The organism is Bacillus sp. z60-11, assembly GCF_046464135.1.
Classification (GTDB): Bacteria; Bacillota; Bacilli; order Bacillales; family Bacillaceae; genus Bacillus; species Bacillus sonorensis_A.
Window position 1 is genome coordinate 188102 of record NZ_JBIYSN010000008.1, and the last position, 25528, is coordinate 213629.

At 41.5% G+C, this 25528-nt stretch carries 28 protein-coding genes; all 28 read right to left on the bottom strand.

From position 1 onward, the window contains the following. Window positions 1-52: 52 nt before the first annotated feature. A complete protein-coding gene (locus ACINLD_RS20515) occupies window positions 53-235 on the bottom strand; it encodes an XkdX family protein (protein WP_410207149.1) in 183 nt (60 codons plus the stop codon). Further along, complete coding sequence (locus ACINLD_RS20520; protein ID WP_410207150.1) at window positions 232-1419, bottom strand: BppU family phage baseplate upper protein; 1188 nt, start codon at window positions 1417-1419, stop codon at window positions 232-234. The genes ACINLD_RS20515 and ACINLD_RS20520 overlap by 4 nt, the downstream gene beginning before the upstream one ends. Before the next feature lie 12 nt (window positions 1420-1431). Further along, on the bottom strand, window positions 1432-3996 hold the full coding sequence (locus ACINLD_RS20525; protein WP_410207151.1) for a peptidase G2 autoproteolytic cleavage domain-containing protein: 2565 nt from the start codon (window positions 3994-3996) through the stop codon (window positions 1432-1434). A gap of 34 nt (window positions 3997-4030) precedes the next feature. Further along, entirely contained in the window at window positions 4031-5743 is a 1713-nt protein-coding gene (locus ACINLD_RS20530; protein ID WP_410207152.1) for a phage tail protein, read from the bottom strand. Window positions 5744-5755: 12 nt separating this feature from the next. Then, complete coding sequence (locus ACINLD_RS20535) at window positions 5756-6592, bottom strand: phage tail family protein (RefSeq protein WP_410207153.1); 837 nt, start codon at window positions 6590-6592, stop codon at window positions 5756-5758. Beyond that, window positions 6592-11058, bottom strand: a complete 4467-nt coding sequence (locus tag ACINLD_RS20540; protein ID WP_410207154.1) for a phage tail tape measure protein — start codon at window positions 11056-11058, stop codon at window positions 6592-6594. Before ACINLD_RS20540 ends, ACINLD_RS20535 begins: the two co-directional genes overlap by 1 nt. A 209-nt stretch (window positions 11059-11267) precedes the next feature. Then, window positions 11268-11618 (bottom strand): phage tail assembly chaperone G, encoded by a 351-nt coding sequence (gene gpG, locus ACINLD_RS20545; RefSeq protein ID WP_410207155.1) that lies wholly within the window; start codon window positions 11616-11618, stop codon window positions 11268-11270. A gap of 56 nt (window positions 11619-11674) precedes the next feature. Next, on the bottom strand, window positions 11675-12292 hold the full coding sequence (locus ACINLD_RS20550; protein WP_410207156.1) for a major tail protein: 618 nt from the start codon (window positions 12290-12292) through the stop codon (window positions 11675-11677). A gap of 14 nt (window positions 12293-12306) precedes the next feature. Continuing rightward, entirely contained in the window at window positions 12307-12690 is a 384-nt protein-coding gene (locus ACINLD_RS20555) for a hypothetical protein (protein WP_096892030.1), read from the bottom strand. After that, a complete protein-coding gene (locus tag ACINLD_RS20560) occupies window positions 12687-13085 on the bottom strand; it encodes an HK97-gp10 family putative phage morphogenesis protein (protein WP_216899691.1) in 399 nt (132 codons plus the stop codon). The genes ACINLD_RS20555 and ACINLD_RS20560 overlap by 4 nt, the downstream gene beginning before the upstream one ends. Continuing rightward, entirely contained in the window at window positions 13085-13393 is a 309-nt protein-coding gene (locus tag ACINLD_RS20565; protein WP_016886550.1) for a phage head closure protein, read from the bottom strand. Before ACINLD_RS20565 ends, ACINLD_RS20560 begins: the two co-directional genes overlap by 1 nt. Beyond that, window positions 13383-13685, bottom strand: coding sequence for a head-tail connector protein (locus ACINLD_RS20570; protein ID WP_016886549.1), 303 nt, complete (start codon window positions 13683-13685; stop codon window positions 13383-13385). The genes ACINLD_RS20565 and ACINLD_RS20570 overlap by 11 nt, the downstream gene beginning before the upstream one ends. Window positions 13686-13705: 20 nt before the next feature. After that, window positions 13706-14125, bottom strand: a complete 420-nt coding sequence (locus ACINLD_RS20575) for a collagen-like protein (RefSeq protein ID WP_410207157.1) — start codon at window positions 14123-14125, stop codon at window positions 13706-13708. A 24-nt stretch (window positions 14126-14149) separates the two neighbouring features. Further along, the gene (locus ACINLD_RS20580) at window positions 14150-15433 is read right to left on the bottom strand and encodes a phage major capsid protein (protein WP_216899702.1); all 1284 of its coding nucleotides are present in this window, start codon (window positions 15431-15433) and stop codon (window positions 14150-14152) included. 68 nt (window positions 15434-15501) lie between these two features. Then, window positions 15502-16227, bottom strand: a complete 726-nt coding sequence (locus tag ACINLD_RS20585; RefSeq protein ID WP_410207158.1) for a head maturation protease, ClpP-related — start codon at window positions 16225-16227, stop codon at window positions 15502-15504. Further along, complete coding sequence (locus ACINLD_RS20590; protein WP_057957705.1) at window positions 16178-17488, bottom strand: phage portal protein; 1311 nt, start codon at window positions 17486-17488, stop codon at window positions 16178-16180. The genes ACINLD_RS20585 and ACINLD_RS20590 overlap by 50 nt, the downstream gene beginning before the upstream one ends. Further along, window positions 17489-17680: a DUF1056 family protein gene (locus tag ACINLD_RS20595; RefSeq protein WP_048353720.1), complete on the bottom strand. Its 192-nt coding sequence runs from the start codon at window positions 17678-17680 to the stop codon at window positions 17489-17491. It abuts the gene before it with no gap. Between the two features lie 11 nt (window positions 17681-17691). Beyond that, a complete protein-coding gene (locus tag ACINLD_RS20600) occupies window positions 17692-19401 on the bottom strand; it encodes a terminase large subunit (protein ID WP_268425968.1) in 1710 nt (569 codons plus the stop codon). Next, window positions 19398-19913, bottom strand: coding sequence for a phage terminase small subunit P27 family (locus tag ACINLD_RS20605; protein WP_410207159.1), 516 nt, complete (start codon window positions 19911-19913; stop codon window positions 19398-19400). Before ACINLD_RS20605 ends, ACINLD_RS20600 begins: the two co-directional genes overlap by 4 nt. Window positions 19914-20141: 228 nt before the next feature. Next, window positions 20142-20516 carry an HNH endonuclease gene (locus ACINLD_RS20610; protein ID WP_410207160.1) on the bottom strand — a complete coding sequence of 125 codons (375 nt, stop codon included), beginning with the start codon at window positions 20514-20516 and terminating at the stop codon, window positions 20142-20144. Window positions 20517-20542: 26 nt separating this feature from the next. Further along, window positions 20543-20851 (bottom strand): hypothetical protein, encoded by a 309-nt coding sequence (locus ACINLD_RS20615; RefSeq protein WP_410207161.1) that lies wholly within the window; start codon window positions 20849-20851, stop codon window positions 20543-20545. 79 nt (window positions 20852-20930) lie between these two features. Beyond that, the gene (locus ACINLD_RS20620) at window positions 20931-21698 is read right to left on the bottom strand and encodes a hypothetical protein (protein ID WP_035338270.1); all 768 of its coding nucleotides are present in this window, start codon (window positions 21696-21698) and stop codon (window positions 20931-20933) included. Window positions 21699-21904: 206 nt separating this feature from the next. Continuing rightward, window positions 21905-22789, bottom strand: a complete 885-nt coding sequence (locus ACINLD_RS20625) for a DUF2971 domain-containing protein (RefSeq protein ID WP_410207162.1) — start codon at window positions 22787-22789, stop codon at window positions 21905-21907. A gap of 440 nt (window positions 22790-23229) precedes the next feature. After that, window positions 23230-23940, bottom strand: a complete 711-nt coding sequence (locus ACINLD_RS20630) for a hypothetical protein (RefSeq protein ID WP_410207163.1) — start codon at window positions 23938-23940, stop codon at window positions 23230-23232. A 75-nt stretch (window positions 23941-24015) separates the two neighbouring features. Further along, a complete protein-coding gene (locus ACINLD_RS20635) occupies window positions 24016-24396 on the bottom strand; it encodes an ArpU family phage packaging/lysis transcriptional regulator (RefSeq protein WP_229129326.1) in 381 nt (126 codons plus the stop codon). A 134-nt stretch (window positions 24397-24530) separates the two neighbouring features. After that, entirely contained in the window at window positions 24531-24740 is a 210-nt protein-coding gene (locus ACINLD_RS20640) for a hypothetical protein (protein WP_077737229.1), read from the bottom strand. Window positions 24741-24753: 13 nt separating this feature from the next. After that, on the bottom strand, window positions 24754-25047 hold the full coding sequence (locus ACINLD_RS20645) for a hypothetical protein (RefSeq protein ID WP_077736763.1): 294 nt from the start codon (window positions 25045-25047) through the stop codon (window positions 24754-24756). Window positions 25048-25061: 14 nt separating this feature from the next. Further along, on the bottom strand, window positions 25062-25528 hold a 467-nt coding region (locus tag ACINLD_RS20650), incomplete at its 5' end, for a putative metallopeptidase (RefSeq protein WP_410207164.1).

Sequence of the window (25528 nt, forward strand, 5' to 3'; positions counted from 1 at the left end):
CCTCCTGTTCTCACATCGTATTCACCTCCCCTGAGGCAAAATAAAAACACCCTTATTGGGTGATGGTCATACCCAAGTCCACACTGACGGCAGGCTTATCATAGCTCTTGCCTGTAACTTGTTCATATTCTGCTGGAGTAATCCAATTAATTTTCACATATTCTCGCACGTCATCATCTGTATAACACCCCCAATCATAAAACTGTTTTATATCTGATAAAGCTGGATACTTCATGAAGACGCACCACCTTTTAGCGCTTCAATATCGGCCTGAAGGCGCGCTATTTGTAAAGACAAAGAAGCGTTCTGCTGTTTTAAGGTATCTATTTGCTTTTCGGCTGCCTCCAGATCTGTGGAAGTTACAAGCGTCATAAAATCTGTCCATCCTTGGCTGTGATACCAATACCTTATAGAGATTCTTGGATCTTTTATATTTCCTGCAGGTAAGAAAAACTGAGCAAACCGGTATTGAGTTGACTTCACATTTAAAATCCCGCCATAAGAACCTGGGTATCCTATGGCCTCATTAGCTAAAAGTGGAAAAGTCGATATTCCATCAGGATAATTATTCCCATCATAAGTAGCGTCTTGAAAAGCAGAATCATTAATAAGATTAATCTGTTTTGTCGTTACATTATGAGGATTAGACTTGCTGTTGAGATGATCATTTACTTTAGATTCTGCCTCATTCCACTTTGTTCTTTCACTTGATGTAATATGTCGTGAGCTGTCTTGATTATGGGCATCGAAATCAATCTTTGCGGCCTGCTTCACATTCGTCACTTCTGATAAACCGACCTGTGCTTTCGTCACGTTGTGTGGGTTATCTTTATTGTTCGCATGTTTGTCCGTGTAAGCTTTTGCATTCGATTCTGCAGCGTTTGCTTTTTCCTGGGCGCCGTCCTTTGTTTCGATGTTCTCCAGATCAGCAAACTTGGCTTTAAGTTCCTCAACGGTTTGGCTGATTTCATCCATTGTTTTGTTGATGCTCGCCCGAAACGTTTCAACATCGTCAATGTAATACTCGGCCAAAGGGGTAATATTTTGATCTTCTAACGTTTTCGCAATGGAGAAAGTGAAATAAACTGTCGCAATCGCCTGTCCGTTCGTATAATATAGTTTGATCTCAGCTCTGACCTGGCCGTAATGTTTAAGCTCTTCATCGGATAAGACATATTCTGCTTTCCCGTTTACTTTATCCGTCAGCGTCAAGCTGCGCTTATAAAATGAGTCATCCGCATACAATAGAACGATTTTGGCGTCTACGGCCGAAAGGGGCAACGGAGCGCCGTCTTTTGTAAAAGAAAAGGACAGCTTTGCGCTGCCCGTGTCCTGGGTGAAAAACTGTATATTGGTTGATTTGGCCGCGGTTTTCTGTGCGTTAATATCAAATGATACCTCGCCTTCTTTATAAATCATCACTAAACCTCCTTACATCTGTGGGTGCATGAAGACCTGGGCGACACCATAGCCTTTTTGAAGAGAATACGGTTGTTTAATACTCATCACGTAAAAGCCTGTGTCATCCTCGGATTTAGTCCCGATTCCGCCAGATGGGACGATGCGATCCCGCACCTGAACAGTTTCATCAATTCTGACATATACCTGCCCGACCAAGCCGACGACATGCCACTCGTCCCGTTCTTCCCGCGGGATGTATTCAAGATCAGGGTTATAGTTTGGATTTTCCTTCGGGACCTTAATTTCTCGGCCATTTTCATTGATGATTTCATAGATAATGCCGCCAAACTCATTCCTAAGATACCGGTCATTCCAATAGAACGCCGCGCCGCCCATAATCACCCCGGCCGTCTCAGAAATGACACCAAGAACCGTTTCACCTTTTTGCGCCTTCCGAATTTTGTCGCCGTCTAAGGTCACCAGATAACCGGATTCAATTTTTCGGCCATCTTTGGATTCGAAGTATTCCGCGAGGTCTTTAAAATCGGACACGCTTTCTACTCGTCCCACACCTTGAATATTGCCGCCCGTGGAATCCAGTTTCCATTTGATATTATTTGACGATGGCTTTCCGGTACTGTATCCACCAACTACCGAATAGCTGTCATCATTAATAACTGCCTGGGCAGCCATCACCACTCTCGCAGGTCCTTCCCCTTTCGTCTGTGAGTTATTCGCCGCAATAATGGCTTGCCTTGATCCCTCTGTAGAAGAATCTCCGGAAACGCCGCCCATGAAATTCCGCGGGCCTTTTGCAACATTGGCACCGGTAGCCCCTACAATGGCGCTTGATTCGTTGAGAACAACACTAGAAGCAGCTGCAGCTTTGAAGCCGCCAGGGATATTCGTTGGTACAAACGGATAATTTTTCTTTGCAAGCATTGCCGGTACCTTATACCCTTCCGTCATAATGCCGAGGATAAGAGCTTGGTTGTTCGGTGATGTAATTCCGTAAGTTCCATTTGATCCGATAAGTGATCCGCTTATTAGAGAAACGCTATAAACACCGCCCCCTAACCCGATGCCCTGTGGCGCAGATTCCCGGATGTCGATATTTGAAATCTTTACGTGGTCGGCTTTTTGAGCACCCCCGAATACACGAATGTCCATTGCTGCCTTCTTGAAACCGCGAATTTTTATTCCGTTGACCGTAATGTTTCGGCATTTATATTGGAACGCGACGGCCGGATTATTTTTGTAATCATAATTCGGGTCACCGATAGCCGTAAATCCGTTGATTTGGACATTTTTATAAGCTGAGACAACCAACGCACGCGGGGACAGCCCTGCATACATGTCATTGAATACCGGTTCGATTGCTGTACAATCCGTCAAGGTGACATCATATGCCGTTGTACTTTCCGGATCAGCCGCAAGATGGTGCCCGATATGTCTTAAATCATAGGCGCGCACATCACGGAATGAAATATGTCCAATGATGTGAACGTTTTGGGCTGCCGGCCATTCCTTATGTGCTTTGATTTCAACACCTCTGATATTCCCGGATGTATAGTTATTTAACAGCCAAACATGCTTTGATCCGTCATCAACTTCAATACCGTTTGAATTTGACTGCCCTTTCGGATGAGCAGTACCACGCTGATCATATGAGTGTGAATTTGAAATAAAGAGGTATTCACTGTAGTGCGTGGTAATTCCGTCATCACCCGCTCCGTAAGCGACACAGTTGTCCAGCCAAATATACCGGCAGCCGTCTTTTGTATACTGTGTGGAAGGCAGACGATTATATGTGGGTGCCGTTATATCGAAACCGTGCAAACCCGCGTTAATGGCTTCAACATCTTTCACCCAACCAAACTGTACATTTGCATAGGTTAAGCAGCTTGAGTGCTGGCCGCCGGTGGCGCTGACACCGCCCTGCCTGTCCGGGTTCCAATCAAGGGACATGCCTTGTACGAAAATATTTCTGTTCCCCTTTTCATAATCGGCGTTTGTGATCACCCATTCGCTGGCTGGTGTGTTTTCGTGCAGCTTGAGGGTGGTAACACCCTTGCCCTGACCGATCATATAGGTCCAGGATGGTAGCTTGATACCTTTCACAATGTATGTGCCGGCACTTAATTCAACCCTTATACGGCCATTCCCCAAAGCTTTTCTGAAAGCTTCCGTGCTGTCTGTTTTTCCATCTGGGACAGCTCCGAAATCATCAACATTTACCGTCCGTTTTATTTTCTGTTCAAGTTTATTAAATTCTAAATCCAGTCTGTCTTTCAATGTTTGGGCAATATCTCCCTCAGTTGTTACCCTGGCATCCACAACCTCTTTTACATCTGTCCCGTCGTGATTCACGATCAGGTTAGTAAACCGTGAATATAGATTTTTTAATCGGTTAGCAACAGAAAAACCGCCGTGGTCGATTTGTTCCGACGTGTGGGCGGTTTTGGATGATCTATGGTTTTTCAAATTATATTCATGTTCATTTAACGCGTTTTCGATACTCTGCATGTCCCCGCTTAACTGCGATTCATAGAGGGAATTACGAGTCGTATTGTAGTTTTTAGTCAGCCGCACCATCTTACTCACTCCTTTTTGACAAAATAAAAAACGCTTATCTGAGCGTTTTGAACAACTGATCCATATATCTTTTTTGATTCCTCAACCTTTTTGCCTGGTCAACATTGATGTCCTGAATGTCTTTTCGGAAATTTGCAAACGTCAACTGCGGGCTGCTGTATGGATCCAGTGGATTATACTGAATTGAGATCAGTCTCACATCATCTTCAAAAGTGATGCCTTCCGCTGTATCGGCCAAGACATGAATTGTGTCGCCTTTCCAGAAGTCTTGTTCAATTTCTAAAAGTTTTGGCTCATAGATTTTTTGAAAATCAGCTTCGATCGTCATTTCCGGATAAGGGTTCACATGCTTTTTCAGAGCAGAAACCATGCGGCTGGATTTTTTTATTGTTTCATCTTTTATCGGTTCAGCCCACCGCGGCTTTCCTTCAATTAAGAATTTCTCTTCATCAGGGTGAACATATAAAATAGGCTCAAATTCATATTTTGGATCCTTGTCAGTACTATTGCTGCCTTCTTTTAAGGCACCGTATCCCCAGGCTCGTGTGGTACTATTTTGAGAACTTGTTTTAATTGTAATGCCTGGCATGTTATAACGGGAATCCAAAGTAAAATCGATGCGGATTCCCATCTTTTTATAGACGTAGATTTTGTAGTTATCGACATCTATTTCAATCCCATAATCTTCAATAATTTCATCCATCAATTCCGTAGAGTTTTTATCGCCAAAATTCTCCTGCTCAGCGCTTGGAAATTCGCTCTCTGGCGCCTCCAAGATATATTTGAAATCTGTATCTTTCAAGGCAATGTCCAGCGCTTCTCTAAGCTTTAATTTCTTTGTTACGGTATCATTCACGTAATTATTGATCAGCAGAACAGAAAAAATATGAGCTGCTGTGACGGTTTTTGTAAGGATATTATTTTCCTGCCTTACCTCTACATCCGTAATATAGTATTTTTGATGATTGAATTTTTTCTCATCCAGATAAAGTATGTTGTCGTTCACTAGTAAATCGAATTCTGTGCCGTTCTCCTGCGTTTTTGTGATCGTGAAGGTAAAACTCTTCTTACCTGTCGTATCGTCCGTCAGATCAACGGAAACCCCCGTTATTTCAACAACACTTTTACCATCCTTCGTTGAAACATGCAGCTGTGGAAAATCAACATCTGAAGGCAAATTCTGATTGAGTGTGATGTCTTTGCCGTCATACTCCTTACTCGGAAATTCCGGCTCCGGTATCGGTGTGTCAGGTTGATCGGGATCAACAGGAATATCGTCCACAGAATCATATTGTGTAAGATTATACGTTTCAATTAGATTGTTTAACTTCGTCGCATAAGCCGGGTCTGTAGCATAACCGGCTTTTACAAGGGCTGCTGTTGCTTTCTTGTAATCTTTTTCACCTACTACGGCTTTATAATGATCGGGATCCCAGCTTGTTCCGTTCACATACAGCTTGGCTAAATCCTGAAGAGATTCATACCAGGATGGATATTTTCGAAACTTTGCCTTTACGCGGGTTGCATTTCCGTTCTTGTCATACTCAGTGGTCCACATCAAAACGTATTGGCCGTTATAAGTACCCTTGATGCCAAATAAATTTTTCCCTTGCTGTGCGAGTCCGCTTGTTCCCCACGCACTCTCTAAACACGCTTGAGCAATAATAAGAGACGCGAGAATATCATATTTTTTATAGACTCTTTGGGCGTCCGGTGCAATTTCTTTTATAAAATCTGAATTTGCCATTGTACTTGCTCCTTATGCGTAATAGAAACGTGTATCGAAAGTGATTTCAAAATCATTGGTATTCTGTATTTCAAAATCATTGCTCCCTATATCAAGCCCCGGCAGTCTGCCTGAAGTTTTAACGGCTTTGTTATTAATCACCGTATACTGCTTAATAAAAGTGACGGGCTGTGATTTTTTCAATTCCTGTTCAATTTTCAGCTTCTCCCCATTTGTATGGTTGATAATCGTCACGTTTTTACCTGAAGCCCGTAAGGTCACACTGTAGTCATGCTGCATGGGATTGATAAAAGCATCCCCCGTATTGTAAACCTGAAATCTTTTTCGATTTTTAAACACATATTCCAGGTTGTCGTGCATCTGAATATTCATGCCTGGGCTCCAGTATTCTCCGTGAAAATTCTGTTTTGTCAAAGAAGTAAATTTTGACTCAGCCAAACCAGTGTAGTTGTTAAATTCCACAGTAAAAGAAACATGGTTTTTTTCTTTTTCCTTTGGAATACTGAAATTCCCATCACATGTGACACGAAAACGGAGATTCGGCAGCAAGTCAGTTGAAATATAGTACGGGAACGGTTTAACCAAAACCGCGTATAGTTCTCGCCGATACTGATAAAAATTTTCGGCAATAACTGAATTCAGATAGATTTCAACCGATATTTTTCTTTCTGTATATTTGACATCGCGGGGATGCTGCGGCAAAACGACCCCATTTATTCTTGGGATATTTGTTGTTTCCCGCTCAATGCCCGGTGACTCAGGTGTAAAACTTAAAGGCTCAAAAAAAGGAAGCAGGCTACTTAAACTCTGCTCCCCTAGACCATTATCATAGTCAATGTACAATTCCACTATCTCACCCCATTCAAGTATGAAGTGCGAGTATACCGATCCCCGGATGATTGATCGATTTTCTTCCCATCAAGATATGTGTTGTTATCTTTTAATAGGATCTGTTGCAAAAGCTGCACATTTTTATTTAGAAAATCTATTTGTTTTGCCATCATACTAATTTGTTTTTCTTGATTCTGCACAATACGGCTGACGTCCACAGTTATGTTATTGGGTGGGTTAGGCTCTTGCTCCGGTTTCACCGATACCTTTTGCAGCAGGAGAAGTGCTTTTGAAATCATTCCGTCTTGTAGTGACGGGAGCACACCAAGCTTGCTACCCACACGGGCCCATAATCCGATATTGCGCTCCCGGTATGCCGGGTCTTCGGTAATAGTAGTTTCATCAAAACCACGCTCATTTAAAACCGCCCATTTTGAGCCACCACGGCCAGGTGAGATACCGCCTTTTGCATACCCGACATATCCGCCACCACGGCCCATTGATTTTAAACCCGGATGATTGTTTATGTCACCATATCTTGCTTTAATGTACCTGATAGCCGCAAGGATATTGTCTATAGGGTTTAAGATGTTATTATGCCCCGGAAACTTATAGGCGTTGAATGTGGACGGGATGGTTTGCATTAACCCTTGTGACGGGTGCCCGGCCTTCGCGTTAGAATCCCATAAATTGATGGCATTTGGATTCCCGCCGCTTTCTTTCATTGCGATGGTCACAAGACCCGGAATCCATGATAGGGGTACACCCGCGATGCCGACCGCTTCCGTCACCCATTGGTTTACAGCTTTCGTTCCGCCGGTTCCTTTAAAAGTACCCGGTTCCGGCATGACCCCTTTTAGGAATTGAGTTGCCCCGTCTTTTAAGGTTTTGAGTATACCGGTTCCTAACGAGTCAATGCCTTTTCCTGATTTGTACGGAATCAACCCACTAAACAGTTTTTTGATTAAGTTACCGGGACCCTTGGTAATCAAGTCCATTGCGCTTGAGCTGACATCCCCGACTTTATTTACAACACTTTTTCCAAAAGACACAGCCCCAGTAATCATTTTTTTAGATCCTTCAACTGCTTTTTTGAAGAAGTCGCCGACACCGCCTGCATAGCCAGGTAGCCCCGTAGCTACTAACTCTTTAGACTGATCGTGTGGGAGTACGGAGGTGCCTCGTGGAAGATCCCAAATTTGCGGGCCCCCTGCCCCTACAACATAAGTTCCGATACCAGGTGTATGTGCTAACTCCCAGCCTTCTTCACCAACAAGCGCCTTCCCACCAGGGTGAAAGTCTGTCCCTTTTGCATAGGCGGCGCCAGGTGCAACCTGCATTTTTGAGGTATCTTGATAGCCTTTAGGTTTCCATTCCGGAATTGTTGGTATGTGCATGAACTCAAGAACTGAATTGATACCACCAGTGATTGAATTAACAACACCAGCTAAATCAATAATGAATAGATCCCATCTATCAAGAACCTCGCCCGTTTCAAAATCGACCTGACCGATATGTCCATAGGCCTGAAGCTTTGCCTCCTTGACTACACCTTTATGAGTCTCTTCAGCTTGCTTAATTGATTTTTTGGCTTGGCTTTTTGCTTTTCTAACAGTATCATCGTGTTCTTCTTTTGAAATTGAGCCTTTTACGTAATATTGATCATCAGCAGCGTCAATAACAGCATCGCGCTGCTTCTCAGCAGCTTTAATTGTTTTCTCTTTTGCTTTGTTACTATTTCTTACAACTGCGGCTGCCTGTTTGGCGGAAAGGTTTGAAGACTCTTCTTTCAACTTTCTAGAGATTTTCGTTTGCTCATCTTTGCTTCGGGTTAGTGCTGTCTCCATTTGGGCGAGCATTTTCCCTTGAATTTTAGTAACTTCTCTATTTTCTTTATCCGTAAGCTTACGATGTTCTTTTGCGGCGTTTCGATAAATCTCATTTACACGATCCACGTACCCTTGTATTTTCTTTTGTTTCTTTTGGTTTCCAACTTCAATTTTATTTAGAATCTTAGCTGCTTCCTTATCTGAGGTTTTATCATTGGAAGCATAAAATTCCTTTAATACCTTGGTGGCTGAATCAGCGCTTGTTTGGAATCCTTTTTTCAAAGTCTCTCCCATCGTTGTAAACTGTGTTGCGACATCGTCCGCTATTTTCTTGGTGATTTTTGCATTGGTTATACGGAGATATTCAAGCTTAGCCGTGACTTCTGTATTCATATCTTCATAAGCATTCACAGCTTTTGCAGTAGCCTTCGAAACCCCTTTACCAAAGTCAATAGTCGATGGAAGGACCCTTTTCTTCAGGTTGTCATAATAGTTCATTCCGGCTTCCGTGAGAAGCGTTACACCTGTAACGGCAAGGCCAATAGGACCACCCAGCAGTTTTAATCCACCGCGTAAGAGACCAACAACTCCTGCTCCTTTTTTGAGAATGTTAAACAGGCCAAAGCCACTTTTTGCTAATCTCATGAAACCGCCGGCACCTTTAATTGCATTAAGACCAGCCTTTATAATCCCAGAGCCGAATTTTAAAAGCTCAGGCGCAAACGAAAGGATAAGCCCGGCGACTGTCCCAACAGGGCCGCCAAATAAACTCAGGCCAAGCCCAGCAACACGTGAAGCGCCTCCCAGCCCTCTCATAGCTCTTGCGCTTCTGCTAGATGACTGTTCGAGCCGCCCAACTCTTGTTGTTGCTACCGTGGTTGATTGATGAAATCGCCCCATTCGTGTGGATGCTACAGCCGCCGCCGTGGAGGTTGTATTCATTCCTGCAGCCGCTGTCCTGGAAGCTGCGCCCGCTGCAATAGCTTCTGTGGAATAAACGCTGAGGCTTGCTGATGCTCGGTTTACATTACCTGTTAAATAGCTCCCGGCAGTACGCAACATGTTCCAGCCTGCTGCCACTTTTGGCAGAGAGCCTAAAATCAATAAGAATGCTCCACCCAAAAGTGAAAACACAGTCACAGCTCCGCCAGTGATCGCAATGGTGCTCGCAACAGAAGGAGGTAATGAGTCAAACCAAGTAACGAATTTTGTTAGGCCGTCAGTGGTTGCACGAATCACAGGGAGAAACTGGTTCCCCAAAGTGATAAGAGCGTTGTTCACAGCAGATTTCAGGTATTCCATAGACCCGGCCAGGTTATCCATTTGCTTTTTAGCTACTTTGTCTGCGGTGCCCCCGCTGTTCTCTATTTCTTTTGTGAAATCTTGGAGCTTGTCTTTTCCTGCGTGCATCAAAGTAATAAAGCCAGAAAGAGCATGCTGCCCTGCCAACTGTTTAGCAATACGGATTTTTTCGGTTTCGGTATAATTTTTTGTTTTCTCATTGATCTGGCCGATTATGTCAGCAAGCGGACGTAGTTTTCCTGTTGAATCGGTTACCTTCAAACCTAATTCATCGATCGCATTTCCGGCTTGTTTTGGTGGAGATGCTAAGCGAGTAAATGTAGCCCGCAAAGCCGTTCCTGCCATATCGGCCTTAATTCCACTGTTCGCCATGATACCCGTCGCCGCCGCCAATTCTTCCATACTGAGCCCGGCCGTTTTTGCCGCTGGAGCCGCATATTTCATGGTTTGGCCGATCTCTTGAAGCGTTGCGTTTGAATTGGTGAACGTATACGTCATTGCATCCGCAACACGGTTTGTATCTTCAGCTTTGATATGAAATTCCGTCAAGATATCAGAAACGATGTCAGCTGTGACCCCAAGGTCTGTTTGACCGGCTGCGGCAGTCGAGAGAAGACCAGGCATAGCTCCAATGATTTGATTCGTTTTATACCCGGCCATCGCAAGATACTGCATTCCTTCGGCAACTTGTCCGTCTGTAAATTGAGTAGTCGCCCCCAAATGACGGGCTGTTTCTGTAAGCTCTCCCATTTGGTCATTTGTCGCATTTGCCAAAGCGCCAACACGGCTCATAGCTTTTTCAAAATCAGCTGCGGCTTTTACACTTACTCCAATCCCCAGCGTTCCCGCTGCGCCAACAGCCGAAAGGGCTGTTCCAACCTTAGAAGCAGAATGGTAAACAGCGTTTAGCCCTTCAGATACTTTCCCTGAATCTCGTCTGAACACAGAAAAAACACCCGACGCGCGGCGGGTGCTGTTTGTCGTGTTTTCAAATTCTCTTGTTACACGTTGCAGTTCGTTTCCAAGGCTTTGGTGAACTGCAATAGCATCATTCAGCCTTCGGCCTTGTATCTGCGTTTCACGGTTGTCGATCCCTTTTTCTCTTGCTAATTTCTCGTATTTGGCTCGATGCTCTTCCACTAATCGGCCTTGAATACGATATTTGCTATTGAGACCTTCTACTTGGGATTGGAGAAATTTAGATTGATTGCCTGCCGCTTTATAAATAGCGCTGGAGGCTTTCATTTCTGAATTTGCTAAACGCATTTGCCGCTTTAAGCCTTCAATTCCTCGGTTAAAACCGGTATCATCAAGGCCTACTTTAACGATCATATTTCCGATAGGTTGCGCCATATGTATCCACCCCGCTTCCCTGGCATAAACTCAACTAAAAAAGACCGGCTGTTTAAGCCTGCCTTAGAAAAACACTTGATCTATTGGGACCACTTTTGGTTTATTTTCATGTGCCAAGACTTCTAAGTAATGGTAAATATCCATCTCGTCAATTTCAGTCATGGTCCAACCCTGCTTTAAAAGGGCAGCGTAAATATCATTAAGCTGCTCTATTCCTTTTTCTGCTGAAAGGCCTCCGGCAAAAAATCTTCTTCCTCCTTAACTTCCTCATACCCCATAATTTCGCCCATGATTCGCCTTACTTCGTCTGAAACTTCAAAAGACTGTAGACCTTCTTGAAATTCCTCTAAAGTAAATTGATTGCGGAATACACGCACAATGAATTTCATACGATCTTCAAGACTTTTGAGCACTTCTTTAATATTCTTTGTTTTTATAGCTGCCTCATCTAACTCCAAAGCTTCATACAAAGTTTTTGTATTTGTACGAGGTGCAATAAACGTTTTGTATTTTTCTTCTTTTTCAAACCATAACTTAACCGAAATTTGTTTTTGAGCCATGTTGACTCCTCCTTTATTTTGTTAGATATAAAAAAAGAGAAGCACGCTGCTTCCCTTTATACTGTTTTACCAATGTCTACACTGGATTTATCACCAGAACCAGAATCTGGATTTTTATAGACGTTGCCAAATACTTTTTCATAAAACTTGTCCAAATCGAAATTCGGGGCATCTTCATCAGCCAATACTTTATAGATGTCATCCTGTTCTCGCTCCATAAATTCAGCAGAGAGTTTGACTGTTTGGAAGTCTGTCTTTTCTTCTTTTGTTTTCCATTCATCATCCGGAAGAGAAAAACGCCCTTTCACTAAGCCTACATGGCGATTCTTGCCGTTCGCTTTTGGCCCATAGAAAGACATAGCAACCCATGGTGCGATAACATTCTTTTTGAACATATAGAGCCCGTCTGTTTCTTCTATCCCAAACAATTCCTCCAAAATTTCCATTGGCAGATCCCGCATTTCAAGCTCCAATTTTGTGGAACCAGTCGTGACAGCCATATCCACCAGTTTGTTGTCTGCATATTGCTTTTCTGTTGATGTATCCGTATTGACCTTCGCGTTAATTGCGTAAGGGTAATCAATAATTTTTGTAGCCACATAAAAGCCATTTTCCTTTTTTAAAGGCGCAAATTTAACGCCTTCCAATCCGGTAACTGAACTGTATTCAGGCATTCTAAAACCTCCAATTATATTAAAATATTGGCCTCAAACCGGTAACCTTTCCGGATCAGCCCTTCATCTTTTAAAAAGCCATTGATTAAAACCGATGTTTGAAAATCCAATTGATTCATGACCCCAACAATGGCAGCCAAAATCTGATCGCAGGAAGAATCGTTGTATACATCGATTTGATATACAGCACTGTCCTTGATCGGTTTTCCATCAGCCCACTTAGTAGTTCTGTACTCCAATTCCTGTACGACGATATAAGCCGGTTTGCTTTTGATGCCAATCGGCACCGCAAGCTCAAAAATGTTTGCTGGATCAGCCAATAATAAAAGCGCCGGATCACTCTCCAGCGCTTCAAATACTTTATTTTTTAGTTGTAGGGCTCTTTCCACTACATTCATAGCTTGTACCCTCTTTTTATAACGGTTGCCATCGCCTGAAGCATCCTATCATTGGCACTTAGCATACTCTGCTGAATGAACGGGTTAGCCGGCTGATGAATGGTTCCGAATTCAGGCAAGTGGACACGGAACTTCGTATCTTTTGTAGGACCGACAACCGCATATATTTCACCGTCGGGATCCTTGCGTGTCCTGTTCCCAACAATGATATCTTCATCAATGTGGGGGTGATTTCCGCCAATGTCTGATCGGGGTGCATTCTTGTCAATTTCTTTAGCAAGGACCGCACCACCAGCTTTTACAGTGGCTTTATTTATCGATTCATTTTCCCTTGCAAGAGAGCTTAAATATGAATCTAATTCTTTAAAGCCCTGCATTTCCATTTCGATCTTCATTATTCCACCGCCTTTGCCCGAATCATGGTGAAATTTTTCCGGGAATAGTTCGGTATGATAGATTCAATTTCATACAATTGATTCTGAAAAAGAATCCGCATATGTTCGTCGATATCCTCGCGGTGTCGGATCGTAAATTTTATTGTCTTCTCCTTCTGCACCGCGGCCGCCGCGTAATATTCCCGGCCTTTTAACCCTTCGGCTTTTGCCCAGCATTCAACGACCGTTTCATAGTCACCTTCCACAGGAAGACGGCCGCCTTCTTTTTTCTTTTGAAACTTTATCCGGTACCTCATGTCATTCAGCATTGGAATCAGTCTCCGGAACCGTATATTTTAATTGATTGATCAACGTTGTCAGAACTCCATCAAGATTTGAAGTCGTGCCGGCCACTTCCCGGTTTTCATACCAATGCGTAACAAAAGCCTTTACACACATATCAGCCCGCGCTGAATTATTAGGAAACTCCAACCCGGTTGCGGCCGTAATGTATTCTTTTGCAGAAGCGATAAACCCAAGAATTAAATCATCCTCCAGATCACCATCGACCCGGAGGAATTTTTTCGCCTCTTCAAGCTCTTTTTGTTCCATTTCAGTCATAAGGCATCACCTATCCTTCGTTAGCTAGATGTTCCGCCACCTTTTAATTCACCAATTTGCTTTTGTAAACCGTCTAAAATGGCCTTTACTTCACTGTTTAAGTTAACCATCATGATGCTTCCGGTTCCGATGTTGTTACTTCTGACAATGTTTTCACCAAGCATTTCATGAGTGATGCTTTTTTCTTCAATGACGGCCGGATCACCTTTGTCGCCTTTGGGGCCTGGTTCTCCCTGTGGGCCTTGTGGACCGGTATCTCCTTTTTCCCCTTTTGGTCCTTGTGGTCCCTGGGGCCCTGGTTCACCTTGCATTCCTTTAATGTACAAAGGGTTGTCTTCACTGTTATTTTTCAAATAAACAGCTGTTACGGGCTTACCTGTGCCGTCATCCTCTGCGGAAGTGAAAACACCATTACTTTGGTTTAAAAATTGATCTGCCATATTTCATCATCCTTTTCAATTTTTTTATTTTCCTACGTCAACTGATTTATCTTCTGTGTCGCCGGTACTTGGAGTTTCATTGTCGGGAACAGCGTCTTTAATAGATGCAAATTCCGCATAAACAACAGCATCCGTGTCCCAAAGAACGACGTCCTCACGTTCAATGATTCGCATATCTGTAGAGTTACGATAGAATGCTTTACCACCGACATTTGTCGTTAAAATGGAATATTGCTGACGATCAAAGAGTTTGACAGCTTCTTTAAGATCTCCAATGATTAATGGATATTTTGGAGTCGTTTTTGTACCGCCGTTTGGCAAATACTTGTCAGAAATGACGGATACCGGCTTACTGAACAATAATTTTTTAGTTGGATCAGTAGGGTTCGGCTGAAGCAAGTAACGGCCGAAAGCGTCTTTCAGTTTATCTAACACGTTAAATCCCGATTGGTTCGTGACAACCTTAGTCGTGGCATTAATAGCCGGATCAAGTTTGACATTGAGAATGTCTTTAATGTCGTCCTGTTTCGATATTGTCGTTTTCGCAAGTGAACCCAATTGTTCAAGAATCAATGTATTGCGGGTTACAGCCGATTTTTTAGCGAGCCAATTGGAGAGATACTGCAAAAGCGCCTCTTGAGTATCCGCAAGTAAATCATTTGAGAGGACCAAAATCCCTGCATAGTCTTTAATGCTATACTTTATGTTTTCAAATTTAGGGTTCTCTAATTCTTCAATATCTGCTAATTCCTCAAGATTTACTAACGGGGTGATATCCGCTAGTTTTTCAAGAACCCTTGACCCTTTGTTTGTTGATACCGGAATGACATCAACGAGATTTGCCAGCGTATCAAATTGACGTCGTTTTTCATTTATTTTCGTGGAGATATCTTGCGGGACAATAAGCCCGCCGTCCTCGTCCACACCTTCTTTCATCGCGGCAAGGGGTTGCGGTACTTTGCCTGTTTTAAGGGCAGATGCGAAAAGCTGAACATGGTTTTTCACATCTGTTTTGGCGATATCATCCGTTGGTTGTTGAGGGTTCTTTGCCTCTGGACCTTGCTGCGGCTCTTCCTGTTCATACGGAACCTGCATATTTCGGACATCCTCGTATGTCTGAATCTGATCTTTTATTTGCTGAGCTTCTGCAAGTAGTTTTTTGGCTTCATCAAGTTTTCCCTCATCGGTCAATGCTTCAATGTCTGTACGTTTTTCTGCCAAGGTTTGGCGCAACTCCCGTTCTTTTTTAGACATTCCGCCCCCGGCGAAAAATTGAATATCGAGTTTCAAAAGTTTTTTCTGCTTCAATAGGCTTTTTTGTTTCGATAGCTTTTTCAAATGCTTGTCCTCCTTAAAAATGGCATAAAAAAGAACCCTTAAAGATTTAAGAGTTCAAGTTTCATATTGATCTTTTGTTTTAGTATTTCATTCGGGCTTGTTTCTTCAGCCGGATTTCCAGCAGCAGATTGAGCAACAATTTTGCCTGGAACATGTTTAAAATGTGCCAGCACCTGATGATCAATGCAGGCTGCTACATCCTTTGACTCTGAAACCTCATCGATCAAGCCATAATTTAAAGCTTCATCAGCAGTAAGCCAGGTTTCCTCATCCAGCAGCTGGCGTAAAGTCCCGTCGTCCAGTTTGTCTCCTGCTTTCGCAAGATATGTGGAAACGATACTTTCAGTAATCTTGTCCAGATCATCGGCTGCCTTCCGGAATTCCGCGGCATTCCCGACCATCCCCATGTATGGGTTGTGAATCATCATCATGGCGTTACCTGGCATCGTAATTTTATCGCCGGCCATTGCAATGACAGAAGCGATACTCCCGGCCAGCGCATCCACATAGACATTGATTTTGGCTTTATGACGCTGGAGCATCGAATGAATAGCCTGCCCCTCGAAAACATCTCCGCCTGGCGAATTGATGTACAAATCAATAGAGCTCACGTCCCCTAAACTTTTCAATTCAGACTGAAAGGCCTTGGACGAACTCTCGCTAAACCATCCTTCGCCGGTAATAGAACCGTAAAGCGTGATTTCAGCAGTCGAATCATTCAGAACCTTCATGTTCCAATACTTGTTTTTCTTCCTTTGTTCCATTGCCATCACCCCCTTTCAGTCGATCTGAAGACTGTTTCGTCTTGTTAAGCTGATATTCTTTCATAATTGAAAGGGGAACAAGATTTAAGTTTCCATAATGCTCATCGCCGATCTCTCCGATGCCTGTCATGTCCTCTTTTTGAAGAATAGTATTGACGCTAAAGGCGCCTACGCTTTGCATAGTTTTATAAAATTCAGCACGTGATTTACTGTCCCCACGGAGCTCAGATTCCAGGTTAAATTTAAAGTAATAGCCATTGTTTCGCTGATTCTCTGTCAAAATCTTATCGTTCAACTCTTGTTCGATATTTGTAACATATGGCTGCAATGTAGTTTTGACATAGTCTAGGGATTGCTGTTCAATATTTGAGAAAGTCGCCCGATCAAGTTCACCGATTTTATGCGGTGGCACCTTGTAAATAGATGCAATCTGTTGGCGATTCCATTTCATCGATTCAATAAATTGGGCATCTTTCATAGGCATGGTTACCTGTGAATAATCAAGCCCGGCGTCTAAAACTGCAATAGACTGCCCCGCATTCACCCGCTCCCAGTCTTCTCTAAGAATTTGTTTACTTTTTCGGTCTAAAAGGGTCGGCGCTTTAACAACACCGAACGGTGCACCGCCATTCTTGTAAAATTTCGCGTTGAATTTTGTGGCAGCTCTATTTGACCCTATATTGTCCCGAATAACTGAAATCGGAGTTTGCCCCACAATTCCGTCAAGAGACAGGTTTTTAAAATGCAGCACCTCTTCATAAAAAAACTCACGGTATCTGCCGTCAATCGTTGTGGAGTACCAAACACGTCCGTTATCAGGATCAATATTTGTGTTGGTTGCTTCCGGATCCAACGGTCTGATCCCCGTCACATTTCCGTCTTTATCAAAAAGTAAAAGGTTGTAGCTGTTTCCCCAAGTGCAAAGCCTTGTAACCAAAAGCCGCTTCCACACAAAGCTTGTCATATAGTCATTGACTTTGTTCAGAATAATATCGCTGACTTTATTTTGAACCTGTTGTATGTTGCCGTTTTTGTTCTGAAAAAGTTTGATCGGAAGTTTAGCAATATCATCCGCCAAAACAATCACACAGGCATATACATCCGGATGAAGAACGGCCGTTTTTGTTGATACCCTTTCACCAGATGCGCTTTCAGATCCAGCAAAAATATTTCTAAACCACGTAGCTGGATGAAGAAGGGATCCGCTATCCTCTTCAGCAATTTCATTTTTTATCCCGCTTTTTAAACGGCTTAATAGCATCTATTTCCCTCCCTCGTCCTTATTTTTTTGACGAACGAATCCTGCCAAACTGGCAAGAGAAAATAAAAAAACACCGGTTGCAATTAAACCCGCGTTTACGTTTATTCGGTATATGGCTATTGAAATGAATACCATGCCTGCAATAAGCAAAATATCTTCTAAAAATAACTGTAAGGCTTTTAAAACTTTCAAATTCTCACCCCCTACAGGCTGAAAGATCCAGACTGAATATAAGCGTTTAAGTCGATCGCTGTATCAATCTGAGAAGCCCGAACATGTGCATTAATAAGTGCAGCTGCCGGGTCAATCCGTTGTGTAGACTTGGACTTGTCCAGCATTATATTTTCCTGGGCATCCACTTTTGTAACTGCGTTCCCCATAGCCCAAGTCAGCAGATCGTTTTTATTATGGATGATCTTTTTCGCCTTCACTTTTTCTCGGAAGTCTTTCGTAGGCTCTGAAAGTGTGGCTACACCCTGCCGAATTTCAATCATCACATATCCGTCTGCTTCCATCTGTTGGGCAAACTGTGTGGCATTGTACGGATCGTAGGCTATTTCTTTTATCCGCCAGCCTTTTTCTTTCTCCATTTTTTTAATGTAGGTTCTGATATAGTCATAATCGACAACAGCGCCGTCGGTAACGGTTAGCCAGTTCTTTTTTCTCCACAGATCATAAGGTACGTTATCAGTCTTCATACGCTCATAGAAAGTATCTTCAGGCATAAAGCCGTGACTCTCAACAGCAAAGCTCCCATTATCCAATGGGAAAATAAACGAAACAGCTGTCAGGTCAATTCGTTTTGACAAGTCAATTCCAACATAGCATTCACGGCCGGATAGATCAGGGAACTGATCAGACCCGCAATCTTTCCAAGCCTGCATATCCATGTATCCACCGTCGCGCATATTAACCCAAACATTCATATTCTTGGTCAGGAAATCCCTCATCTTTTCAGGAACAGCCAGAGCCATTTCAAGACGATCTCGCAAATATTTTTTCCCAACTTCATGAGAAGCTAATATAGGATTAGCCTTTATCCAATTCCTTTCATCCTTTATGTCATCGTCTTTATCTATTTCGTTCACCATGACAAAATACTGTTCATTTGTCTCTACTTTGTTTGGATCGAGAAGACGTGAAACATAATCATACTCCACGCGATAGGCCGGATTGTTTAACTCGTGCCCCGCTGTCGTGATAATAACCATGATCGGCTGCGTTCTTGCGCCCATCCCCGACTCCAGGATATCGTAAATCTCTGACGTTTTATGAGCATGATATTCATCTATTATGCCGCATTGCGGGTTAAATCCGTCACCGGTCTTTCCTGCATCTTTAGATAAAGCTTTGATGGTTGAATTTGTTTTTGGGTGCTCAATGGTACTGTATGCTATCCTGTATTTTTGCTCAGGTTTGTTTAGAAGTTCGCACCCTTCTATTTGGGCTTTTATCTCCTTCCAACATATTTGAGCCTGCTCCGTCTTTGTTGCCCCTATATAAACTTCAGACATTTTCTCATTGTTTGCCATTGCTTCATAGGATGCAACACATGCTAGACTCTGAGTCTTTGCATTTTTACGGCCAACCTGCCAATACACTTTTGTAAAACGGCGGTATCCTGTATCTTTATGAATCCAGCCATAAACATTACCGAAAATAAAGATTTGAATACGATCTGGAACTATGTTTTCACCAGCTAATGGCCCTTTTGTATGTTTGAATTGCGTCATCCAGTAAAGAAAGCGACGGGCTTTTTCATCGTCAAACACGTAAGGAAACTCTCTTGTTCCTTCTCTTTTAATATCATTTAAAAACCGCTGACAAGCCCATATATGCTTTTCGCACGCAACAATCTCGCCCGATATCACATCGCGCGAGTAATCAATCATAAACTGTTTAATTGTATTCATACATTACTAAACTCCTTTTCTGCTAAAGTCTTCTCCCGTTCTTCCTGGGTTTTCGTGATCGCGAGCTTGGCGCGTGCAGACGGAGTGAGCCCAAAGTCATTTGCAGCCGATTTCATTTGATCGTAGAAATTTTTCTGCCGTTTCAGCAGAGGGTGCTCTTCTCCAACCAACTTGACCGGCTCCCCGTTTTCATCTTGACCCTCTGTATGAATCATGATGCCGTCTTCTTCAATAATTTTCGAAATAGAGATGTATTGAGAATACGCATTACAGTAGGCAGCCAACATGCTGATATCTGCCTCCGTGATGATTTCCACCTCAGATAAAAGAGCAGCAACCCGTTTAAATTCTTTTTTAGCCACCTTATCCAGCCAGGAAGGAGGTTTGATATTGTCAGCGCGCATTTTCATTTTTTGTTCGTGTTTAGCCCGCGCGGCCAGTTCTTCCGTATTCTTTTTATTCGGATTGCCCTGTATTAATTGAAGGGCCGCGGATTTTGCAGGTCTCGGCATGTTTTTCACCTCATTCCTTTTAAAAAATCGCAATTTTTCGCTTGTTTTTTTCACAAATCATGCTATGATGAAATCAACAACAAAACCAGTCATATCAAGCCCTCTCGGCAAATCTGTCGAGAGGGTATTTTGCGTTTCGGGAACTTTGAAAAGCGGTGTTTGTTTACAGAAAAGGGGGCGCCGTTCCCGGGGCGGTTGCTTCCCAAGGATTTTCATAGGGGGGTATCCCTACTTGATCAGCTTATTCCGGTCGCCGTGAACCTTGTTATGGCAAGCATTGCAGAGACTTTCAAGATTCGAAAGGTCTAAACGCTTGGACCAGTCCTGCTTTACCTCCACAATATGATGGACCATGTCGGCAGGAGTGAATCGATGTTCTCTCAAGCATTGCTGACAAAGACGATTGTCTCGAAGCAAAACAAGTTCTCTTGTTCGTTTCCATTCAGTTGATTTGTAAAAACTTGTTATTGTTTTGTTTCTTGAATGTTTGTTGTAATGTTTCGTTTCCTCCTGCTGAACGTGCTTATGGTCAGGGCAGTAACCCTCTCGGGTAAGTGCCTTGCATCCATGGGCCTTACACTCCCTTAATGGTTTAGGTGGCATTATAGTCCTCCTTCAATGCCAAACACTTATTGGTTCAGCTCTTCATTTGCTTGGTCGATTAACGGCTGCATAAGCAGGCCAATACGCTCCTTTAAATTGAAATACTCTGTCAAAAGGCGCTCGGATTTCTTTAGCCTCTTAGCTTTCGCATATTGATTCTTTACACCTCTAATACGCTTTTGGAGGACTCTAATTTGTTGGGTGGTCACGGAGAACACAGCCCTGCGTTGGCAGGCGGGGCATTGAATATACCCAATTTCAACGCTATTCTCCCTTTTCTCCTCCCGCAATAAAGCCCCGTGAACGTCTCCGCAATGCTTACATTTTGATTCCATCTATACCATCTCCCTAATGAGGTTTGGGTCATTATTGGTGATCTGAACACTCTTTTGTATCTATATAAAAAAGGACCTCTTAATAAAGAGGACCCCTTAGCTGGTCTAGCAATCGAGTTTGTTTTGAAACCAATTGATAATGAAATTCTTTATATAACTGAATTAACTCATTTTTAAACCTACTTTCAAGGTCGGAAATACTTTTTTCCAAATTACCTAATCTCTTTTCATGTTCAGCTGTTGGTTCATTATTATTAATTGCATTTTCTAAATCTGGATATTCAAATTTAGCATAATCAAAAACTAAATCTTCTGCTTCACGAGAATACCATTCAATATTTTGAAGTTTCTCCTTAAAATCTAAAAAAATCTTAAAGGCTTCCCCATCAACAAAAATTAGTTTATTTTTATAACCATCTAAATTCTCTCTCATAAGAGGATTATATAATGATCCTACTATTAGTCTTACTTCTCCATCTTTTTTTCCAATATAAAAAAATGCCCTCCCTTCTTCTCGAATTCTAATCTTCATTATAGGAATCTGTTTCTCATATACTTCTCTAACATTATTTATTACTTCTTCAATAGAAAGAATTTTTTCAGGAAGCTCATTTTTGTAATTTAAATCTTCGTTAGCTTTAATTGTTTTCTTGACCCCATAATATGTTATGCCTCCTCCAATGATTGCGCCGATAAAGGCAATACAGGCAGAATATAATGTTGTATCAATTTTACCAAAAAAAGATTTGATTACGCCTGCAAAAATTAAAAGATCAACTAATATGAGAGAAAACAGTATAAACAAAAAAACAAAGTCCCAATTGAGTTTTGATTTTTTTCTATCCACAATTCCTCACTCCCACCTTATTATCGGTGAAAGAAAAATATAAGAAAACCTTTCGCAAAATTTGTCGAAAGATTTTTATTTATGACTGGATATATTCTTTCTAAACCGGGCCCACACTCAGAGGCTCTCATTGGCCGCCGATCGTCTATTCTGAGATTCACTGGACCCGGTTTACAGAGAATATAAAAAAGCACCCAATTGGGTGCTTAATATCTGTACGGAATACATGATTTCTCAATTTTCTCTTTTGTAATATGGCTATAATCATGCAGTTTTAGAAATTGAATTAAACCTTCCATTGTTATATCCATATTATTTTTTGGCCCAATTGTAATTCCTTTTACACTCTCCTTTTCAAACCTTGCTTTAATGTATGGTATGAATGTGCCGTTTGAAATTCTGCATGAGTAATCCTTTCTTTTGATGGCTATTCTAAATTCTTCTTCCTGAGAAAAACATTTATCTTTAAAAAAGAGAGAAGACAATTTAAGTGCACCAACCACTAACCCCAATCGTCTATAAATTTCATCCTGAATTTCTTCAACTTTAAGAACACTTATATATTCTACAATTTCAATGATTTTTTCAATGTAATCCTTTAATATTTTTCTTTGTTCAACTTCATCGTAAATAACATAAGCAGACAATGGATACTCATCAGTTTCTTTATAATAGTCATTATTTATATCAGGATACTTAAATGCTATGTTATAACCATCATTGTTTGAATAATTTGACCAAAGCAAATTAGAATCCTCGTTTGTACAAAATGAAAGCAAATAATAATCTAAGCTTACCTCTTCCAATCTTTCTTTTACAAATAAATCAAAAAAAGAAAGAGCTTTTCTTTTATCTATTTGTTTTTCTTCACATAACTCTGATAAATATTGTCGACTCAAATCTAAAGTATATTTTATTTCTGTTTTATCATTTAGAAAACTTGCATTCGAAACCCAGAATTCGTTATTTTTTAAAATTCCTTCTAATCCATAAATATTTGTATAATGGTATAAAACTTTTGGTTCATCACCAACTTGAAATTTTTCCTCAAATAAGGTATAGAGCTCCCGTGCTTCCACTATATTACGCATAAAATTCCCCCTCTTTCTCTAATTATAAAAGAAGAGAGAAAAAAACAGTATATGAAAAATTTATTAGAAATCCTCCTTACGCTAAACGCTTATTCAAATTTGCGCCTTACACATACTCCGGGAGGAAGCCAAGCATTGTAAGGCAGCATGTCCAAAAAACACACTGCTTACAAATCTCCCGATACCAAAGCCGCAAGACTAGCGCGATCCGGCTCAGAATGCTCCTCCCGTTTGGCTTCATTCTTCATCGCCTTAATTTGAGTATCCGAATTCACCTTGATAAGGGAATGGTGCGTATCCCGTTATTTCTTGATAAGTAAATCTTATCGATAAATTACGCATAAAAATTCCCCCTCTTTATCCCCCCGGTTATCGGAAAAATGTCGGGATTTTGTCGAACTTAACATAAAATAAAAAAAGCACTCTATTTTTAGAATGCTTTAGTTGGGATCAACTTTCATTAGGGTTATATCACTTAAATCATTAAAAATATTTATGTAATCTTTTAGATTATTTATATGAATTTTGATATTGTCTTCTTTTACTGGCCTATCTGTGATGACCCTATACTCTCTTTGGTTTTGATATGATTTACGTTTATGAAAAAATGACGCAATCATGTTTTTTTCAAACTCATCTTCTGTGAGAGGTGTTTCACTTTCAGGATCAAAATATTTAACTGGTCCATGGTAAAGACCAAGATTCATTTCTTTAGCACTTTTATCTAAGTGATCGAAGAAAGCTATCTCATTACGAATTAAGACGACCTTTCGACCTGCAAAGTCTTTTTTTAAACCATCAATAACATCTTCTTTAATCTTAAATATTTTATTATCTTCAGAAATAAAATCATTGTCCAGTTTAAGTTCTACAAAACAAGTTAACTGAAAATCCTGAGCTGCTTCATAACGCTGTGTTGCAAACCCTTTTTTTACTTTTAACGGCATAAATTTTCCGTCTACTTCAATGGCTATGACCTCTTTTTTAGGATCATAGTGTCTAAAATGAGAACCTTCGTATTTATCACCAATAACTTTATCACCATCTTTTTTTTCTTTCTCAATAAAATGCCCAGTTCTTTTAAAAAATACATTCCCGCTTAAAAAATCAGATAAATGTTTTGGTTCAACAAATTTAATAAGGACTCTCAATTACACATCCCCCTTTTGTTTACATACATTCACATTATAACACTATTTTACTATTTGAAAATTTAAAAGCAGCCCTCAGATAATTCCGAGAGCTGTTGCTATACGGTATATTGCCCGCTGTTTTATTTCATAATAGGTATCCTTTTTCATCCCGAGTTCCATATAAATATTAATGTCTTTCACCCTGGCAGCCGTCAGGTATTTCTTTTCGATAATCAAACGTTCTTCATCGTCCAAGCTGTTTTTTAAAGCCCGTTCCATCTGCTTGACTTTGAGTTCATTAACGGTAAATGAATCCCGGAGGGAAGGGAAAATGTTAATGCCGGCAGACGAACATTCCTTTTTATTCTCTAATTGGACTTTGAGCGCGCGGTAATTTTTCAGTTCTTTGATGACTATTTTTCGGACGGCTTTCTCGTCCACATCATCGAGAAAAGATAGCTGTTCCTTTGACATCCTTTCCCTCCATTCGTTCATTTTTCTTTTTCCCATTCTTGAATCCGTCTTTCCGCAATCTCCATCCAGATGAACGGAGCGGCAAGAATGATGAACCCTATAATTAGATAAATCATGCTTTCCCCTTCCCAGTCCTAAAAGTATTTATGCCAAGCGGCTTTTAATGTCTTTTTCCATTCTTCATCTATCAGTTCAAAACCATCAATGAATGATTTCCCGTTAATTGTTGTCACACTTTTTCCTTTCATTTTAGGATGAAATGGAATCTCTTTGCCGTTTACAATTGCTACTCTTTGAACTGTGTTTATTACAATGCTCTTTTCACTATTAAATTGAACATTCATTCCGCCGCCCCCCTTATGCGTATCCTTTTGAATGGCCATGTTTTTTCCATTCTCCATCCGGCCCGACATATCGATAAATGTATCCGTTCAAACCAAGTTCAATCCATACATCAATGACAATTGTTTCACCGTACATTTTGGTTACCTGCTCTGCAATATCTCTCAGGGTCAGATACGGCATTCCCTCATGTTCTTTAACCTCGAAATTATCCAAATTAATCATTTCATTCCTGTTCACCCGCACGATAATAACCGGGTCGATCATTTCGATAAACGTTTCTGATAATGATTCGGTTTGTCTGCTCATTTCACTGCCTCCAATCATTTCACCCTTTGAAGTCTTTTCACATCATCAATATTCATTTGATAGTCAGCCTCCCGGACGGCAGCAGCAAATGATTCAATACCTTTTTCCCAAAGGCCATGACGCTCAATGATTTCCGAAAACTCTTCAACGTCATGCTCGCGGATCCCCCAACTGTCAGGATCTTCTGCGGGCCCGTACATAGTAACCCATTTGCTTGAATCATTCGGATCTGGTTCCTCCCATTCCGAGCGGGTAAAATGACAAAGCTCATGATCGACCAAGGCGGCGCGCTGCTCTTGGTTCATCGTCTTCCAGGCTTCTTTATTGATGAATACAAAAAGCATGTAATCAGTCATGTGGCGCTCAAAGGCCGTGCATTTTTTCGCCTTCCCAGCCCACTTGCTGCTACCTTCCCGGATGTAAAAACCGATGTGTTCCTTTGCATCTTTTAAATGTGGGTGATGTTTATCAATTAAACTTT

What these genes read in the sequence shown, in the direction of transcription:
- ACINLD_RS20540 (WP_410207154.1), bottom strand. Translation starts at nt 11,058, where the DNA reads ATGGCGCAACCTATCGGAAATATGATCGTTAAAGTAGGCCTTGATGAT.
- ACINLD_RS20565 (WP_016886550.1), bottom strand. Translation starts at nt 13,393, where the DNA reads ATGCTGAATGACATGAGGTACCGGATAAAGTTTCAAAAGAAAAAAGAA.
- ACINLD_RS20525 (WP_410207151.1), bottom strand. Translation starts at nt 3,996, where the DNA reads ATGGTGCGGCTGACTAAAAACTACAATACGACTCGTAATTCCCTCTAT.
- ACINLD_RS20530 (WP_410207152.1), bottom strand. Translation starts at nt 5,743, where the DNA reads ATGGCAAATTCAGATTTTATAAAAGAAATTGCACCGGACGCCCAAAGA.
- gpG (WP_410207155.1), bottom strand. Translation starts at nt 11,618, where the DNA reads ATGGCTCAAAAACAAATTTCGGTTAAGTTATGGTTTGAAAAAGAAGAA.
- ACINLD_RS20585 (WP_410207158.1), bottom strand. Translation starts at nt 16,227, where the DNA reads ATGGAACAAAGGAAGAAAAACAAGTATTGGAACATGAAGGTTCTGAAT.
- ACINLD_RS20610 (WP_410207160.1), bottom strand. Translation starts at nt 20,516, where the DNA reads ATGCCACCTAAACCATTAAGGGAGTGTAAGGCCCATGGATGCAAGGCA.
- ACINLD_RS20520 (WP_410207150.1), bottom strand. Translation starts at nt 1,419, where the DNA reads ATGATTTATAAAGAAGGCGAGGTATCATTTGATATTAACGCACAGAAA.
- ACINLD_RS20550 (WP_410207156.1), bottom strand. Translation starts at nt 12,292, where the DNA reads ATGCCTGAATACAGTTCAGTTACCGGATTGGAAGGCGTTAAATTTGCG.
- ACINLD_RS20615 (WP_410207161.1), bottom strand. Translation starts at nt 20,851, where the DNA reads ATGGAATCAAAATGTAAGCATTGCGGAGACGTTCACGGGGCTTTATTG.
- ACINLD_RS20635 (WP_229129326.1), bottom strand. Translation starts at nt 24,396, where the DNA reads ATGTCAAAGGAACAGCTATCTTTTCTCGATGATGTGGACGAGAAAGCC.
- ACINLD_RS20605 (WP_410207159.1), bottom strand. Translation starts at nt 19,913, where the DNA reads ATGCCGAGACCTGCAAAATCCGCGGCCCTTCAATTAATACAGGGCAAT.
- ACINLD_RS20575 (WP_410207157.1), bottom strand. Translation starts at nt 14,125, where the DNA reads ATGGCAGATCAATTTTTAAACCAAAGTAATGGTGTTTTCACTTCCGCA.
- ACINLD_RS20515 (WP_410207149.1), bottom strand. Translation starts at nt 235, where the DNA reads ATGAAGTATCCAGCTTTATCAGATATAAAACAGTTTTATGATTGGGGG.
- ACINLD_RS20625 (WP_410207162.1), bottom strand. Translation starts at nt 22,789, where the DNA reads ATGCGTAATATAGTGGAAGCACGGGAGCTCTATACCTTATTTGAGGAA.
- ACINLD_RS20570 (WP_016886549.1), bottom strand. Translation starts at nt 13,685, where the DNA reads ATGACTGAAATGGAACAAAAAGAGCTTGAAGAGGCGAAAAAATTCCTC.
- ACINLD_RS20645 (WP_077736763.1), bottom strand. Translation starts at nt 25,047, where the DNA reads ATGAGCAGACAAACCGAATCATTATCAGAAACGTTTATCGAAATGATC.
- ACINLD_RS20590 (WP_057957705.1), bottom strand. Translation starts at nt 17,488, where the DNA reads ATGCTATTAAGCCGTTTAAAAAGCGGGATAAAAAATGAAATTGCTGAA.
- ACINLD_RS20555 (WP_096892030.1), bottom strand. Translation starts at nt 12,690, where the DNA reads ATGAATGTAGTGGAAAGAGCCCTACAACTAAAAAATAAAGTATTTGAA.
- ACINLD_RS20640 (WP_077737229.1), bottom strand. Translation starts at nt 24,740, where the DNA reads ATGAATGTTCAATTTAATAGTGAAAAGAGCATTGTAATAAACACAGTT.
- ACINLD_RS20600 (WP_268425968.1), bottom strand. Translation starts at nt 19,401, where the DNA reads ATGAATACAATTAAACAGTTTATGATTGATTACTCGCGCGATGTGATA.
- ACINLD_RS20560 (WP_216899691.1), bottom strand. Translation starts at nt 13,085, where the DNA reads ATGAAGATCGAAATGGAAATGCAGGGCTTTAAAGAATTAGATTCATAT.